We start from the raw sequence: 15,791 nt of genomic DNA, 5'->3' as shown, positions 1-15,791 counted from the left end.
AAATTTAGTTGAGAAAACGTTGTGAAAGGAGGTCTACAGTGGAAGTCATTTTAACGAGTATATTTTCAGCTATCATTATATTTATTACTGTCTTTTACATGGTGAAGGTATTTATTGTCGCTTATAAGAGGAAGGAAATATCAACTCGAAAATTCATTGCTTTTTCAGCTTCTTCCATTTTAATCGGTGTTATAATCGCTTCCGTATTACCCTTTGCTTATCAAAAAATACTTCATTATATCTACTAACTATCTCTTTTAAAAGGACCTTCCTAATCAAAGGTCTTTCATTTTTTAATCAATCAACGAAATTTAACATCGCTAATCAATAAAATAGAAGTGTACCTAGGAAACAAATGAAGGTGGCAAGGTAGATGGGGATGTCTAATTATTATAAAAGGCTGCGTGAAAAGGTAGGTAATGAATTGATATTCATGACAAGTGTAGCAGCGATTGTTCGAAATGATTGAGGTGAAATTTTATTTCAAAACAAAAGAAATGGGGAAAAGTGGAGTCTTCCTGCTGGAGCCATTGAGCCTGGAGAGGTACCAGCGCAAGCTGTGATTCGAGAAGTATGGGAAGAAACCGGTCTAACCGTTGTACCAAAGAAACTATTAGGCGTATTTGCTGGGGAAGAATTTCGCTATAAATACCCTAATGGTGATCAAGTGGAATATATTATATTCGTATTTGAATGTATGATTTATCAAGGGAGGCTTGGTCCAGTAGACGATGAAACTGTGGAATTGCGTTACTTTGATGCAAGTGACATGCCAGGACTTGCCTTACCTTACCCTAAATCATTATTTGTACAGGGAATGACAGCGGATTTATCTTTTCAATGGGATGACAATTGGCTAGAAAATATCCCGGGAAAATGATGAGGATGTACTTCATAGATTAACCAAGAAAATGGTGAAAAAGTTTGCCCTTATTAAGCAGGCTTTTTATTTGCATTATATTGGAAGAATCTTGTATAGAAATATGCCTATGTACAATAAAAAGGGAAGAGTAGAGGGGGCTCACTAAAAGGCGTAAGTACTAGAGAATTTGCTGTTTGAACATGGCTATGACTTAGATGCAGAAATAGAAGCTTAGAAAAGTTTTTTTATACGCCTGAGTTATGGTACTCAAAGCGATAAAAATAGACTGTCTATTGACAGTCCTTTTTATTTTGCTTGTGAATGGGGGCTGTTGATTTCCATTCCAGGCGCTTCGCTTTCCGCGGGGCGAGCGGTAAGCCTCCTCGCCGCGTAAGCGCCTGCGGGGTCTCACCTGTCTCGCTGATCCCGCAGGAGTCTTTGCGCCTTCCATTCCAATCAACAGGGTTTGTAAAGTTAGAATAGCCGTACAACGATGCCTGCTTTAAGATAAACTCAGAGAAGTCTATCTTTCTCCTGAATGGCTTGAAAACTAACGAAGAATAAAAGTGGTTCGGAACGATCTTATTTCGAACCACTTTTGCCGACAAACTGAGACCGTCTATCGACGGTCTGTTCTCGAATTAAGATTTTTATTAACACCATTCTCTTGCAGATAATCAATGGGTATTTTTGTCTACATATTTCCCGTAATCAGGTATAGCAATTTGGTCAAATTCTTTAACAAGCTTTTGCAAACTGTTTGTCAACAACTCGCCAGACATAGGTAATCCATGACCGGTAACAGCAACAGTTGGCTCTAATGCTTCTAACTTAATGACTGATTCCTTGGCTGCTTTCCAATCTGTTGTGAGGTACCTCGGAGGCCCGCTGATTTCCTGTTCTTGTGTTAAAACTTTATAAAGATATTCTTGCTTAACAGTAACGAACGCGTCCCCTGCGATTAATGCTCGGTCTTTTTCTCTAAATAAGGAAACATGTCCAGGTGCATGTCCGGGTGTGTGAATCCATTTAAAATCCGGCATATGAGGAACGGCTCCATCAGGAGGCAGCGGTTTTACATTATCTCCTAAATCAATCGGCTCATTAGGAAACATAGGAGACATTTTTGCCACCATACCGCCTTCAACCGTCGGGTCTGGTTCTGGATAACTTTTTTGGCCTGTGAGAAAAGGAATTTCTAACTCGTGTGCATAGACAGGAACTTCCCAATGCTTAACCAGGTCAATAACAGCCCCGACATGATCAAAATGGCCATGTGTCAAAATGATTGCCTGTGGCCGGCTGCTTGCCCCAAAGCGTTCTTCGATAACAGAAATAATTTCATTTGCCGACTCAGGCATTCCTGTATCAACTAATACGAAGTCCCTCATCCTAGGATTTCCAACTAAATGAATATTGACGATTTGGACAGTATGACAAAATAAGTCTGGCAGTACCTCAATACCCACTCCACTGCCTATAGAAGTTGTTGGAATATATTTGTAATCACTTCCGTAATTTATATCCTTATCCACTTTTCATCCTCCTTCATTCACCTAAATACCTGCGCAAAATCTATTGTTCCCCTTTATTTGTTCATCTAAGCAAAGTATTTGAAGCAAGAAAAATGAATAAGATCGATCAAATTATGTTAAATCCTATTACTCAAAAATCTTAAGGGGTGAAAGTGAAAGGCATGCAAGGAACAAGTTGCATTCAAACGAAAAAGCTTTCCGATGAAGTAAAGGATTGTCTGGCGGTTTGAGTAGTCTTAGGAGTACTGTTGCTACTTTTTTACAGCAGCAAAAAGGCCCCGCTTAATAGCCGGGCATATACATCTGTTCACTAAAGAATCTCCCTGAAAAGTGCCTATTCAGAAGGCTGCTACATACTTGAATAGCCTTCTTACATAATTGTAGACCCCACTATGCAGTGAGGTTTTTTCCTGTCCATTCAGAAAATGAAACATTATAATAGAAAGGAATAAAAAGTGGAAAAAGCTTTATAGTGCACAGCTATGGAAGGGATAATTTTTTTATTTTAAGGCTTTTCCTAATTGAAAGTTATTTTTCTTAAGCAGGAATTAAGATATACTAAAAATAAATAAGTATGAGTAAAGGTGTGGTTTTTTGACGGACGAGTTATTGGTAAAAAAGCAACATAAGAAATTATCGCGTTTGAAAGTGATTCAGAGGGCTGTTTTTATTACAGTTGGCGCCTTGCTCATGGCTGTTGGATTAGAGATCTTTTTAGTTCCCAACCAGGTAATTGATGGTGGGGTGACAGGTATTTCCATTATGCTTTCCCACATTACAGGAGTAAAACTTGGTATCTTTCTTTTTATCTTAAATTTACCGTTTGTATACTTGGGATATAAGCAATTTGGGAAAACTTTTGCTATATCGACTGTATATGGGATTATTATGCTATCTGTCTTCGCCACATTTTTTCACCCGATTATGCCGTTTACTGAGGATATCCTTCTGGCCACAATTTTTGGAGGGATTTTTCTAGGTGTTGGGGTTGGGATGGTCATCCGAAATGGCGGGGCGCTAGATGGGACTGAAGTACTTTCAATTGTGATAAGCAAAAAAGTCCCTTTTTCTGTTGGTGAAATTGTCATGTTCATCAATTTATTTATACTTAGCTCTGCAGGGTTTGTCTACACGTGGGATCGTGCGATGTATTCTATCCTAGCTTATGTGGTAGCTGCTAAAGCGATCGATATTGTCGTTGCCGGGATGGAAGAATCAAAATCGGCATGGATTATTAGCGATGAAGCAAGAGAGATAGGCGATGCCATTAATAGCCGATTAGGAAGAGGCGTCACTTATTTACATGGAGAGGGCGCTTATACAGGTGATGACAAAAAGGTTATATTTTGCATCATTACCCGTTTGGAAGAATCTAAATTAACCACAATCGTGGAGGAGATCGATGCTTCGGCTTTCCTGGCCATTGCAGATATTTCGGAAGTGCGCGGTGGACGGTTTAAAAAGAGAAACATCCATTAAATTATTAATCTATTTGCGATTACAACTGTACATATTTTTCAGTTGGCAGACAAAGTCTACAAGGTAAAACATACTTTTTAAAAAGTATGTTTTTATTTATTTATGTGTAAAATTCAAAACCATCCTATTTGGTTAAGATTAAGGAGCGAGCCTCGGGGAATATTAAACTAATACTAACTAAAAGAAAGGAGAAGTTTCATGTGGAAACATATTTTATCCAGTATTGGAATTGACGGAGTAGCGATTGATACAGCTCTTCAAAAAGCGGCTTACCACAGAGGGGATAAAATTGAAGGAACAGTATTGATTAATGGCGGCCGGGCTGCGGAACCAATTGATGCACTCATTGTTTCTTTGCATCTGCAAATGGATGAAGTTCGCGAAGACAGTGATTTTGCATACCATGACAAAGATGTAAAAGAACTTCTTATCCCGATTCAACGTGAAATCCAGCCTAAAGAAAAGCTAACGATTCCTTTCTCGCTGGAAATTGACCTTGAACATCCACCTACCAGTGATACAAATAAAACCTTTTTAAAAACAACCGCTGTGATTCCGCAAGCCGTTGATCCTTCTGATCAGGATGAATTAATCATTTTAAATTAAATAAGGACAGAAAAATAAATCAAGGCTTGCACAGGAGAATTTTCATTGTTATACTAATCCGGACACAACATTTAGTGGTAATGCTTTAATTAAATCAATATTTAGTAAAAAGGTGCTGTCACAGCTTAATAGGGAATTCGGTGAAATACCGAAGCTGTCCCCGCAACTGTAAGTGTGAACGACCGCAGATCAATCCACTGTCTAATAGATGGGAAGGAATGTGGAAGGAAGAAGCACAAGCCAGGAGACCTGCCTTTTTACTGCGTGTACTCTTCTTCGGGAGTTGGGAAGAAAGCGCGGAGAAAATAAAAATGTCTTTCGTTCAGACAAGCTCTTTTGATGATGCTTAGGAGCAGGTCTGTCCCATTTTTCATTAAACTTTTATTTCTTCGCTCTTATCCCATCTTTCATCTAGAAAGATGGTTTTTTTATGGACAAAAAAATCTCTTTCTAAACTACTTATCGTTTAGGAGGAACAAATATGATTCAAACAGTACAAAGTGTGGCAGAAGAGGCGTTCAGTGAAATTCAAAAAGAATTTCCCTCTATTGAACTGGCAAGCTACAAGAAAAAAGTAAGAGAAACTTTGGATACGAGAGAGGGATGGACAAATGAGCAGGTTCAGCAGCTGCTTTTACATTCAGCCGTGGAGCGGATCACAAGTGAAGAGCCGGATTGGACATTTGTAGCTGCCCGTCTGTATTTACAACAATTATATAAGCAAGCAGCTATAACACGTGGGGAAAACACCAATAGGTATGGCAGCTTCTTGAACCTTATTCACCTTCTGCTGAAAGAAGGAATATACAATCCGCAGTTAACGACAGCTTATACGGAAGCGGAGATTAATGAGTTAAGCACCATCATTGATCCTGATAAAGATCACTTATTTACATACATCGGAATTGTTACATTGAGCGAAAGATATTTAGCTTATACGCTCGACAAGCAGCCAGCAGAGCTTCCGCAGGAAAGATGGCTCATTATTGCGATGACGTTAATGATGAACGAACCTCAATCGGTACGTCTCCAATACGTAAAAGAAGCATATTGGGCTCTTTCTAATTTATATATGACAACAGCTACGCCAACACTTGCCAATGCCGGGAAATCATACGGCCAGCTGTCAAGCTGCTTTATCGATACGGTGGACGACAGCCTGCAAGGGATCTTTGATGCCAATACGGACGCTGCCAATTTGAGCAAAAATGGAGGGGCCTGGGCATTTACTTAGGGAAAATTCGCAGCCAGGGCAGTGACATTAAAGGATTCAAAAATGTCAGCTCCGGCGTGATTCCATGGATGAAACAGCTCAATAATACGGCCGTTTCTGTCGATCAGCTCGGACAGCGTCAGGGGGCGATCGCCGTTTATCTCGATGTCTGGCATAAAGACATTTTTTCCTTTTTAGAAACCCGTTTGAATAATGGAGATGAACGCCGCCGAACACATGATTTGTTTACCGGTATAACGATACCGGATTTGTTTATGGAAGCTGTTGATAATAGGGAAGAATGGCATTTATTTGACCCGCATGAGGTAAGGAAGGTAATGGGCTACTCGCTTGAAGACTCATTTGATGAAAAAAGAGGAGCAGGTACATTTAGAAACCGGTATAAAGAGTGTGCGGCTCATCCAGGGCTCAGCAAAAAAACCGTGCCGGCTATTGAGATTATGAAAGCTATTATGATTTCCCAGCTTGAAACAGGCACCCCTTATATGTTTTACAGGGATACCGTCAACCGGGCGAATCCGAATAAGCATGCCGGCATGATTTATGCGAGCAATCTCTGTACGGAAATCTGCCAAAATATGAGTCCGACTGTTGTGATCGAAGAAAAGACGGAAGACGGAAAAATCATGATTACAAAGGACCCAGGCGATTATGTGGTATGTAATTTGTCATCTGTTTCTTTGGCCCGCGCTGTTATGGATGAAGTGCTTGAGCGCTTAATTCCGATTCAGGTAAGAATGCTTGATAACGTGATTGAAATGAACAGTATCCCAGTGCTACAAGCACAGCTGACGAACAAGAAATATAGGGGAATTGGGCTCGGCACGTTTGGCTGGCAGCACCTGCTCGCTTTGAAGGGATTAAGCTGGGAATCGGACGAAGCAGTCAGTTATTGCGATGAGCTGTACGAGCAGCTCGCATTCTTAACTATTGAGGCAAGCGCGGAGCTTGCAGCCGAAAAAGGGGCTTACCCGGTATTTGCAGGGTCAGAGTGGGAGAGCGGCGTCTACTTTGAGCAAAGAGGTTACAGTGGGACGAAATGGCAAGAGTTAAAGGAAAAAGTGAAAAGATCAGGCATGAGGAATGGATATTTGCTGGCAGTGGCGCCGAATTCATCCACTGCTTTGATTGCCGGTTCAACAGCCGGAATTGACCCGGTTTTCCGTAAAGAATATATGGAAGAGAAGAAAAATTATAAAATCCCAGTGACTGCTCCGGACTTGTCGGCTAAGACGACCTGGTACTATAAAACAGTTTACTTAATTGATCAGCATTGGAGCATTCGCCAGAACGCCAAGCGCCAGCGCCATATTGACCAGGCCGTCTCCTTTAACTTATATGTGCGGAACGACATTAAGGCAAAAGCGCTGCTTGATCTGCATTTGGATGCGTGGGATTCAGGATTAAAAACAACTTATTATGTGCGGTCGACCGCTTCTGATATTGAAGACTGTGAAAGCTGTCATTCATAAGGGGGAGAATGAGTATGAAGCTTAAAAAAAGAGAAATCATTGATCATAGTGCACCAAACCGTTCTACAGGGATTGTGAACGGGAAAAGCTCAAATATTTTAAACTGGGACGATGTGCGCTTTAGCTGGGCTTATCCAAAATATAAGAGAATGCTTGCGAACTTTTGGACACCATTTGAAATCAATATGACGAAAGACCGCCAGCAATTTAGCGAGCTGTCTCCTGATGAAAGAAATGCATTTTTAAAGATTATCGGTTTGCTTGCTTTGCTTGATAGTATTCAAACCGATTATGCTGGCAGAGCGGCAGACTATTTAACAGATTCCAGCTTGCATGCGTTAATGATTATTCTTGCTCAGCAGGAAGTGATTCATAATCATTCTTACAGCTACGTGTTATCGAGTGTGGCGGATAAAGAGACGCAAGACCAAGTATTTGATTTTTGGCGGACCGAACCGATTCTTCAAGAACGCAATGAGTTTGTGACAAAAGGGTATGAAGCCTTTTCTCATGAACCAACCGTCGAAAACTTTCTGAAATCGATTATTTATGATGTGATATTAGAAGGCCTTTTCTTTTACTCTGGATTTGCTTTTTTCTACAATTTGGCCCGCAATCAAAAAATGATTGCAACGAGCACAATGATTAATTATATCAATCGGGATGAGCAACTTCATGTCGGATTATTTGAAAAGATTTTTAAAGAAGTGCTAAATGAACATCCCGAATATGATACAGAAGAATTACATCTCTACGGAAAGGAGGCCTTCCGACAGGCCGCTGAACTTGAAATTGAGTGGGGAAACTCAATCATTGGCCATAAAATAGATGGAATTCAAATGAGCGAGCTGGAAAGCTATATTAAGTTCATGGCCAATAAACGTGCTGAACAGTTAGGTTTCACAGCGCCGTTTGAAGGCTACCGGACAAACCCAATGCGCTGGATTATTGCTTATCAGGAAGTAGATTTCGGGAAGACAGACTTTTTTGAACAAAAATCCCGTGCCTATACGAAGACAAGTGAAGCGAACGGGTTTGACGAATTATAATGAGTAGTCTCCATTCTTCTTAAATTCTTTAAGAGAATGGCTTGGCGATGAATAGCTAGTATATAGTAAGACAAGCCTTAACCATTCGCAGTATAGGAAACCTACAAGAAAAGTTAATGGAGGCAGAAGAGGCGGCTCATTCAATTGAAGCAGACGATGATGTTATCGTTCCTTTAATTGAGTGAGCCGCTAATTTTACTGGCAGCACTGAAGAAAAGGAACAATTGCAAAGAATAGAAGGTTCAATCGCTGATTGACTTTTTTAGGTTATTTTCTGAATATTCAGGGTAAAATAAAAGCAAGATATTGACATGTTTTTCTGTCTGTTATATATTATTGGTATAAAAATATATTTGTTATATAACAGGAGGGAGGTGGAAAATATGGAAATGTATCGAGAGGCTTATGAATATTACATGGAAAGCTGTGAAAATTATGAAATGGAATCCATTAGCTTTTACCATTTTGTTAAGCATTTAACAGAAGAGCAGCTGCAGGAGTACATGAAGAGCGAAATAAAATAGAGGATGTGATTATTACGGAGACATTAACTGAAGAAATAAGTTAAACCCCGCAGGCAGTGAGTATTCGTGCAGCGGGGCTTTGTCTGTTATTCGGCTTCTTCGGTTTCGTCAGGAAGATGATCCTGGCAATAAGCTGCCACAAGCGCTTCTTCGTCCTCTTCAAGTTCAAAATCCAAAACTTCTCCTGTTGCCCGATCGTGTAAGTGATAATGAATGATCTTTTCCTCATCTCCATTTACCAAATAAAGCACACGAATATAGAAACCAGATTCTGAGTATAACTCATCCTCTTCGTCTACCTTTGCATATAAATGAAATTCAAATCTTTCCCCATCGAGCAGCCCGAATGGATCTTCAAGCAGTTCAACTGTATGATGTGTAATGTCCATTAACAATCCGTCCTTTGAAAGTAATATGAGTACGTTTTATTTTAACATAAAACTTGCTTATAGCCGCATACCAGGTTTTTTTGCTTGAAAATACAGGTATGATTATTATAAGATTCGTCTACACTTACTACTGAATTTCCTCTCTGTTGATGAGTAAATGAAAAATAAGCGTACATAAAAGAATATCTAAAAGGAGCAAAGGAGCGAAAAATGAAGCGTTTATTTAAATATACCGTCTCTGTTCTCATTGTTGCTGTCATTGCTGTATCCCTTTGGCTTTACTATCCTACTTACAAGATCCAGCAAATGAAGGAAGAATCTGCCCCTACGTCTGCTCAAGCTGCTCTTTCTTACGTTGACTATTATAGCAATGTTGATAAAGAGAGTTTAACTCATCTTGCCATTGGTGACTCGATCATTGCGGGTTTTGGCTCAGAGAATGAAGAAAGCTTCGTCGATTATTTTTCCCGCCGTTTCGAAGAGCAAACAGGAAAAACGGTCATTCTGGAAAACGAAGGGATCCTTGGAATTAACAGTACGAATTTAAACACACTCGTACAAAGAGGCACCTTTGATGACCAAATTAAAAAGGCAGATTTGATTACAATTAATGTCGGCGGCAACGATATTTTGGAGACTCTTTATCAAGGTGATTATAAAAACGTTGTAGCTAATTTTGACTCTATGAGAAAGACATTCACGGACAACTTAAAGGCGATAAGTGAAAGGATCAAGAAAGAAAATCCTTCAGCAACCATTGTTTTTTTGGAGATGTACAATCCTCTAAATCCGGATCACGAACTTTATAAAGTAGCTGATCAACTTCTTCCAAAATGGAATGTGAAAATTTATGAGGTAGCCCGCCATTACAATCATTCGATTGTTCTAGAGACAACAAAAGTGCTTAATGGCCATCATTTGCAATATCTTTCATCTGATGGTGTGCATCCAAATTCTCTCGGATACGAAGCGCTCTCAAAACAAATGCTGAAGCAGTTAAAGAAGAAGCCATTCGTTGAATCCGTCTGATAAAAAAGCAGATTTCCTATCTGCTTTTTTATTATGCTTCGATCTGGGAATATTAAACACAAACCAGCATATATTTAATTTCGTGTACAATCTTTGCAATCAGGGGGTAGGTTAATTGAACAGGCATTTATCAATTTCGAGGTGGTTTGTCCCAGTATTTATGCTGCTATCCTTTGCTTTTTTCTTTGCCTGCGAGCCAGTCAATCAAGCATCGGCCACCATTAATTATGGAGAAGAAGCAGCAGCAACGGCACAAACACTAATAGGGGCTCCTTACAAGTATGGAGGCACCTCTCCCAAAGGGTTTGATGCCGGAAGCTTTACACAGTATGTGTATAAGGAAGCTGCTACTCAAATGAACATTCCAAGAACAAGTGCTGCTCAATTTAAAACAGGAAAAGCAGTCAAACAGAAAGATTTACAATTTGGCGACTTGGTGTTCTATGCAACAGGAGCGAAAGGAAAAGTTTCTTTTGTTGCGATTTATACAGGGAATGGCAAGTTTGTAGGAGCTACATCTAAAGGCGTAAAAGAAGTAAAGATGAACACCTCCTATTGGAAGAACCGTTATATAGGCGCGAAAAGAATCATTAAATAAAAAAAGCAAGCTGGGACTCTTTTTGCTCCCAGCTTGCTTTTTTGTTAGAAGCCGTCTTCCATTGCAGCAAAAGGAATGTTAAGACGGTTCTCTACTGCGCGTAATCGTTGGTTTAATCTGTTTAAGCGCCTCGTGTGACGTTCATCATTCTGATTAAGGCGTGTAATTTCGCGATTGATCCGTGTAATTTCCCGGCTCAGCCGAGTTATCTCTGCTACCTGCCGCTCGTTTTGGCGTTCCAAAGCAGTCACTCTTCTCTCCAATGCAGAAGGCTGTCTGCTCACATCATCATACTCTTCTTCAAGAGGCATATAGGAATAATCCGAATAATAATCAGCTGACTGAGGCACAAAGCCAGGAGGATAATAATATGGATTCATGTTCTTCATTCTCCTTTTATCGTAGGGTCAATTTCCCTACATCATATGTGGAGAGTGATCAAATGACAGGGTGAAAGCCTAGGGAGGCTCTTAACGGCAGTTGGAGTTTCTAGTTATGCAGCAAATATAAGAGCAGGCTATTAACAAAAATAAGGAAATTTCATCGGGAAATTCATGAGCGAATAAAGTAAGTGACCGAATCCATCGTATGATGAAAGCAAAATGTTTAAAAAAATGATGAGCCTTGTCCTGCTTTCTTATATTGCTGCATATAAATTGTAAAAAGAATGGTTTTTACTGGAGGAGCGTATGTTTACATTTATAGAAAAAGCGGTAATGGGTATGGCTTTATTGAGAATATTATCGGGTGGAATTGAGATTTTCGCTGCTTTTTTAATGCTTAGATTTAACGATATTGAAAAAGCTTTGATTCTGAACAGTTCACTCGCCTTGGTAGGTCCGATTATTTTAATTGCCACTACATCCATCGGTCTGTTGGGATTGACCGATCGGATATCATTTCAAACAATCTTCTGGGTCTTTCTTGGTGTAGGATGTATTCTGTACGGGGTAAGAAGCGGATAGCCGTCAACTATCAGATCTGTTCTTTAATGAAAACCGATTACGGTAATGGTTCTCTCAACTTGTATAAGCAGAAAATAAATAATACATTGTAGGCTGAATATAAAAAGAGCTTAAGGCTTCTGGACTAGCTCCGCTAAACGGCAGTTTTCATTTTCCATTCTTTTATTTTGTAGAAGTTGTTGAAAATAAAAAGCAGTCTTCATTATAAGATTGCTTTTTATTTTTTATTTCCTCTGGATCGTTAGGTAAGCTAAAATTAGCATAGGAGTGAAAATGCAGGGAATAGTCCTTCAAAGAAGCGATAGGCTGCTTAAAGTGAAATAGGCGTTAAGAAGGATAACGGATTCAATAATTAAATACATAACGATGAGATTGTGCAAGTCAAACAAATAAAGCGAATAAGTTTTTAGCTTTTATCAGAATGCATAACGGAGGTAAGACAATTGTCAGTAAAAGGCCTTAATCACTTGTTGTTTTCTGTTTCCAATTTGGACAGGTCCATTCAGTTTTATCAAAACGTATTTGGTGCAAAGCTGCTAGTAAAGGGGAGAAGTACAGCTTATTTTGATTTAGATGGCATGTGGCTGGCGCTCAATGTAGAAGAAAATATCCCTCGCAATGAAATCAGCCAGTCCTATACCCATATTGCCTTTTCAATCAAAGAAGAGGACTACGATAAGATGTACGAGAAATTAGAGAAGTTACACGTAAATATTTTGTCAGGGCGCTCCAGGGACGAAAAAGATAAAAAGTCTATCTACTTTACTGATCCCGATGGGCATAAATTTGAACTTCATACAGGCACTTTACAAGATAGACTTCGTTATTATAAAGAGGAAAAAAAGCATATGGAGTTTTACGATTGAAAAATTTTTTCATTCAGGAAGACTTCTTCATGCCATATAACAGTCTGATGAACGAACACAAAACCGCTATAGCGAGTATAGCGGCAAGGGATAACAGATGATTGGAGTGGGTGGACGTTCCCCCTTGAACAGCGACCGAGATCCATTTATAATACTCGTCCGGTCATAGCCCATACAGAGACAGCGGTTTCATTGGAGTGGTTGAAAAATCTATGGGGAATAGTGCTCTTGAAGCGAATAGAATCCCCTTCATTTAAAATGTATTCGTTGCTTCCCAGAACAACCGTCATCTGTCCTTTGAGTATCAGGCCGCATTCTTCACCGGAATGCTCTATAAGTTGTTGATTTTCTTTTCCGGGTTCCAAGTGAATCATAATCATTTCAATTGTTCCCTCTGTAATAGGAGTCAATAATTGATATTTAGAATGAGACAGGGGAAAAGTAAGGGTTTTCCGCTCTTCCTTTCGAATAATATGCGTAGATTGTTCATCATTTTCCAAGAGCGATGAAATAGAAACATCCAAACCTTTGCAAAGTTTGTAAAGAGTAGTCAGAGTCGGATCCGTCGTTCGGCGTTCAATTTGACTAATCATGCTTACACTTACACCTGACTTTTCTGCTAGTGCTTTTAAAGACAAATTTTGCGCTGTTCGCAAGTCACGAATCTTTGTACCGTCAAACATGGCATCTCCCTCAGTTCGGTTATTTGTATGCTTGTATTATACAACAGACCCGGCATTTTATTAATGCCGGGTGAAATTTACTTATATTAAACTAGAAAACCAGAAACCTAACAATGTGCCAACATAGTTGCCAATAATATAGCCGAGTGTTCCGACGACAAGTATAGGCCCAATTAAATTTTTCCATCCTTTAGCAATCGCTAATGCGGCTGCAGTAGTTGGACCGCCGATGTTAGCGTTACTTGCTAGAATGATATCTTCGAGGTTCGTTTTTAACAACTTTCCGGCAGCTAGTGAGATAATCATATTAATCATGACAATGATAAACACAAACACCAGCAGCAAAGGAGCATTTTTAATAATGAGAGGGATAGATGCTGGAATCCCAATCACCACAAAGAATAAATAAATTAAGTATGTACCTATTTCCTGGCTTCCATTAATCTTGTCAAAGTATTTCGGGAATAGCCCCAAAATAATAAAAGTAATGGTTGTAAGCATCAGGTACTTGTCTCCTACAAGGCCATTAAGCAAGTTCATCACAAGAGAAGAGTTTTCACCGGATGGAATCAATTGATCGAAAAACTCCGCTATTTTAAATGAAATAATAACGAGTAAAAAGGCTGTACCGACAGAAAGGGCAATATCTTTTAAGGAAATGTCCTTCCTTTTCCAAAAACTTTCTGCTAAAGTTTTGCCATCTTCATTAGAGTTGCCGCTCTCTACTTCCAAGACATGAGGCATGCTGTACCGTTTTCTGAAAAATGAAAGTGTCGGAATAATCATCAAGATAATAAAGTAGATGGCCATCATTAAATTATCGGCAACTACTGTAGCGGAAACTAATTCGCCAGGTGCTTCAAACTTTGCGGCCATGGCAGCGAAGTTAACGCCTCCACCGATATAAGAGGCACTCATCATTGCTCCAATCTTATCAAGGTAGGGAATGTGGTCTTTTAATAAAAAGAAACTGACGATCGTTCCTGCCACCGTTCCGATGGAGCTTAATAGAAAAATGATAAGCAGTTTGCCGCTCTCTCGCCATATCTGTTTAATATTTACATGAAAGAGAAGCAGCGGAATGGCTAAAGGAATGATCACTCCCCATATCGAGTCATATACCGGTGATTCTGTTGGAATGATGCCAGTGTTAGACAAAACAATGGCACCGATAAGAGCAATGATGGCACCTGATATTTTGGATGCCCAGCTATACCGTTGTTCTAAGTAAATACTGACAGACGCCCACACAACGATAATTCCCCATAATGTTAACGTATCATCTGCTTGAATAAGTGTTTGTCCCATTTATGCTCCCCCTCTTGCTTAAATGATTTGTAATATAAGAATGAGCATTTTCGAAGCTAATGGCCTCTAATTCTGCATTTGTAAAACCTCTTTTGCTCATTTTTTCGAGAAGATCCGGTACGGTGGATGCATCCTCTAAGCCTTTCGTATATACAGGAGAAGCGGTTCCTAAATCGTAAGAATGAAGATAATCTACAAAGTCAAAGCCGAAGGCGAGGTGCTGCGGGCCGACAAGATTGGCAATATAGACGGCATGATCAATGAACCGATCAATCGTTGGCTCTTCTTCATCGACAAATGCCCCATAAGCATTCAGGCCGATCATCCCTCCTCTGTGGGCAATGGCTTTTATTTGTTCATCGGTTAAATTTCGCTCGTGCATACAGACCGATTTTGCATTGCTGTGAGAAGCGATAATAGGATGATTAGTAGTATTATACATATCCCAAAAGCTAGTTTCAGTTAGGTGAGAGACATCGAGTACCCAGTTTTGTCTGTTTGCATAGGCAACAGCAATCTTTCCGTAATCTGTAAGGCCTTTGAATGATGATACACAATCAGCTCCTGTACCAGTTGCTAAAAAGTTGTGTTCATTCCACGCAAATATGGAGTGCATGATCTTATGTTCACTAAGGTAAGTGAAGGCGTTTTCTATTTTTGATAGGGTGGTTTCTCCTTCCCAGTCCTCCATAAATGTGAGGCCTTCAAGGCCTAAATAAATGTTGATTTTTTCTGTCTCCACAAGCTTTTTTTCGCGAGAAGAGGGAGGGGAGAGGGCGGCGTGTTTTGAAGAATTTAAATCCTCCATAACATATGTCAGCAGTTGCTTAAACCGTTCATAGGATTGATTGGCAAACTTGGGTTCCACCCAAAAAACACAGATAATTGATGTGATTCCACCTGCTTTTAGTTTTGGATAATGAACTCTGTCAAAAACACTTTTCTCGCCTCGGCTTTTTCTCCAGGCAATGTCTGTAAATAAATCTGAGTGCAAATCAAAAACTTTCAAGGCATCTCCTCCTAGGAATTATGTTATATTGTAATTTATCTAATATATTATAACTGAATTTTCATAAAGACAAGACTATTTAGCATATTTGTTCGATCATAGCCTATTTTTTATCAAAGCAGAGGAAGATGAAAGTGATTCTATTTGTCTGGATTGCCAACAATAAAATTGTAATTTTACAAT

The 15,791-nt window shown here is 39.5% G+C and carries 15 protein-coding genes, 2 pseudogenes and 1 riboswitch; of the genes and pseudogenes, 11 read left to right on the top strand and 6 right to left on the bottom strand.

What is annotated here, in order from left to right; all coding sequences use genetic code 11:
• Positions 1-38 precede the first annotated feature (38 nt).
• Together CJ483_RS02185 and CJ483_RS02180 are read left to right on the top strand one after the other, a co-directional pair.
• The gene (locus CJ483_RS02185) at positions 39-248 is read left to right on the top strand and encodes a hypothetical protein (RefSeq protein ID WP_120031509.1); all 210 of its coding nucleotides are present in this window, start codon (positions 39-41) and stop codon (positions 246-248) included.
• Between the two features lie 125 nt (positions 249-373).
• Positions 374-880 (top strand): annotated as a pseudogene (locus CJ483_RS02180) (NUDIX hydrolase).
• A 659-nt stretch (positions 881-1,539) separates the two neighbouring features.
• Here CJ483_RS02180 and CJ483_RS02170 read toward each other — a convergent pair.
• Positions 1,540-2,397 (bottom strand): MBL fold metallo-hydrolase, encoded by an 858-nt coding sequence (locus CJ483_RS02170; protein ID WP_120031505.1) that lies wholly within the window; start codon positions 2,395-2,397, stop codon positions 1,540-1,542.
• Between the two features lie 594 nt (positions 2,398-2,991).
• On the opposite strand from CJ483_RS02170, the gene CJ483_RS02165 reads away from it, so the two are divergent.
• From CJ483_RS02165 to CJ483_RS24320, 5 genes and pseudogenes are all read left to right on the top strand, one after another.
• Positions 2,992-3,876, top strand: a complete 885-nt coding sequence (locus CJ483_RS02165; protein WP_120031503.1) for a YitT family protein — start codon at positions 2,992-2,994, stop codon at positions 3,874-3,876.
• A 198-nt stretch (positions 3,877-4,074) separates the two neighbouring features.
• On the top strand, positions 4,075-4,482 hold the full coding sequence (locus CJ483_RS02160) for a sporulation protein (protein WP_120031501.1): 408 nt from the start codon (positions 4,075-4,077) through the stop codon (positions 4,480-4,482).
• Between the two features lie 93 nt (positions 4,483-4,575).
• Positions 4,576-4,753, top strand: a riboswitch (cobalamin riboswitch).
• A 210-nt stretch (positions 4,754-4,963) separates the two neighbouring features.
• A pseudogene (locus tag CJ483_RS02155) lies at positions 4,964-7,188 on the top strand (ribonucleoside-diphosphate reductase subunit alpha).
• An 8-nt stretch (positions 7,189-7,196) separates the two neighbouring features.
• Positions 7,197-8,237: a ribonucleotide-diphosphate reductase subunit beta gene (locus CJ483_RS02150; protein ID WP_120031499.1), complete on the top strand. Its 1,041-nt coding sequence runs from the start codon at positions 7,197-7,199 to the stop codon at positions 8,235-8,237.
• A 383-nt stretch (positions 8,238-8,620) separates the two neighbouring features.
• A complete protein-coding gene (locus tag CJ483_RS24320) occupies positions 8,621-8,761 on the top strand; it encodes a hypothetical protein (protein ID WP_182916937.1) in 141 nt (46 codons plus the stop codon).
• An 86-nt stretch (positions 8,762-8,847) separates the two neighbouring features.
• Here the strand turns inward: CJ483_RS24320 and CJ483_RS02145 are convergent, their stop codons facing one another.
• Positions 8,848-9,150 (bottom strand): DUF6509 family protein, encoded by a 303-nt coding sequence (locus tag CJ483_RS02145; protein ID WP_120031497.1) that lies wholly within the window; start codon positions 9,148-9,150, stop codon positions 8,848-8,850.
• A gap of 210 nt (positions 9,151-9,360) precedes the next feature.
• On the opposite strand from CJ483_RS02145, the gene CJ483_RS02140 reads away from it, so the two are divergent.
• Both CJ483_RS02140 and CJ483_RS02135 read left to right on the top strand, forming a co-directional pair.
• Complete coding sequence (locus tag CJ483_RS02140) at positions 9,361-10,179, top strand: GDSL-type esterase/lipase family protein (protein ID WP_120031495.1); 819 nt, start codon at positions 9,361-9,363, stop codon at positions 10,177-10,179.
• A 115-nt stretch (positions 10,180-10,294) separates the two neighbouring features.
• Positions 10,295-10,777 (top strand): C40 family peptidase, encoded by a 483-nt coding sequence (locus tag CJ483_RS02135; RefSeq protein ID WP_120031493.1) that lies wholly within the window; start codon positions 10,295-10,297, stop codon positions 10,775-10,777.
• 44 nt (positions 10,778-10,821) lie between these two features.
• On the opposite strand, the gene CJ483_RS02130 is transcribed toward CJ483_RS02135, so the two are convergent.
• Positions 10,822-11,157: a coiled-coil domain-containing protein gene (locus CJ483_RS02130; RefSeq protein WP_120031491.1), complete on the bottom strand. Its 336-nt coding sequence runs from the start codon at positions 11,155-11,157 to the stop codon at positions 10,822-10,824.
• 309 nt (positions 11,158-11,466) lie between these two features.
• Here CJ483_RS02130 and CJ483_RS02125 point away from each other — a divergent pair, with 309 nt between their 5' ends.
• The gene (locus CJ483_RS02125) at positions 11,467-11,742 is read left to right on the top strand and encodes a YqhV family protein (RefSeq protein WP_120031489.1); all 276 of its coding nucleotides are present in this window, start codon (positions 11,467-11,469) and stop codon (positions 11,740-11,742) included.
• Positions 11,743-12,185: 443 nt separating this feature from the next.
• Complete coding sequence (fosM, locus tag CJ483_RS02120; RefSeq protein WP_120031487.1) at positions 12,186-12,608, top strand: FosM family fosfomycin resistance protein; 423 nt, start codon at positions 12,186-12,188, stop codon at positions 12,606-12,608.
• A 146-nt stretch (positions 12,609-12,754) separates the two neighbouring features.
• Here the strand turns inward: fosM and CJ483_RS02115 are convergent, their stop codons facing one another.
• From CJ483_RS02115 to CJ483_RS02105, 3 genes are all read right to left on the bottom strand, one after another.
• Complete coding sequence (locus CJ483_RS02115) at positions 12,755-13,291, bottom strand: helix-turn-helix domain-containing protein (protein ID WP_120031485.1); 537 nt, start codon at positions 13,289-13,291, stop codon at positions 12,755-12,757.
• Positions 13,292-13,372: 81 nt separating this feature from the next.
• The gene (locus CJ483_RS02110; RefSeq protein WP_120031483.1) at positions 13,373-14,599 is read right to left on the bottom strand and encodes a DUF819 family protein; all 1,227 of its coding nucleotides are present in this window, start codon (positions 14,597-14,599) and stop codon (positions 13,373-13,375) included.
• Positions 14,571-15,608 (bottom strand): dipeptidase, encoded by a 1,038-nt coding sequence (locus tag CJ483_RS02105; RefSeq protein WP_120031481.1) that lies wholly within the window; start codon positions 15,606-15,608, stop codon positions 14,571-14,573. Before CJ483_RS02105 ends, CJ483_RS02110 begins: the two co-directional genes overlap by 29 nt.
• Positions 15,609-15,791: the final 183 nt, after the last annotated feature.

The sequence above is a fragment of the Bacillus sp. PK3_68 genome (assembly GCF_003600835.1).
Lineage (GTDB): Bacteria > Bacillota > Bacilli > Bacillales > Domibacillaceae > Pseudobacillus.
The sequence above is the reverse complement of the archived record's forward strand: the minus strand, read 5'-3'. Positions and strand labels throughout refer to the sequence as shown.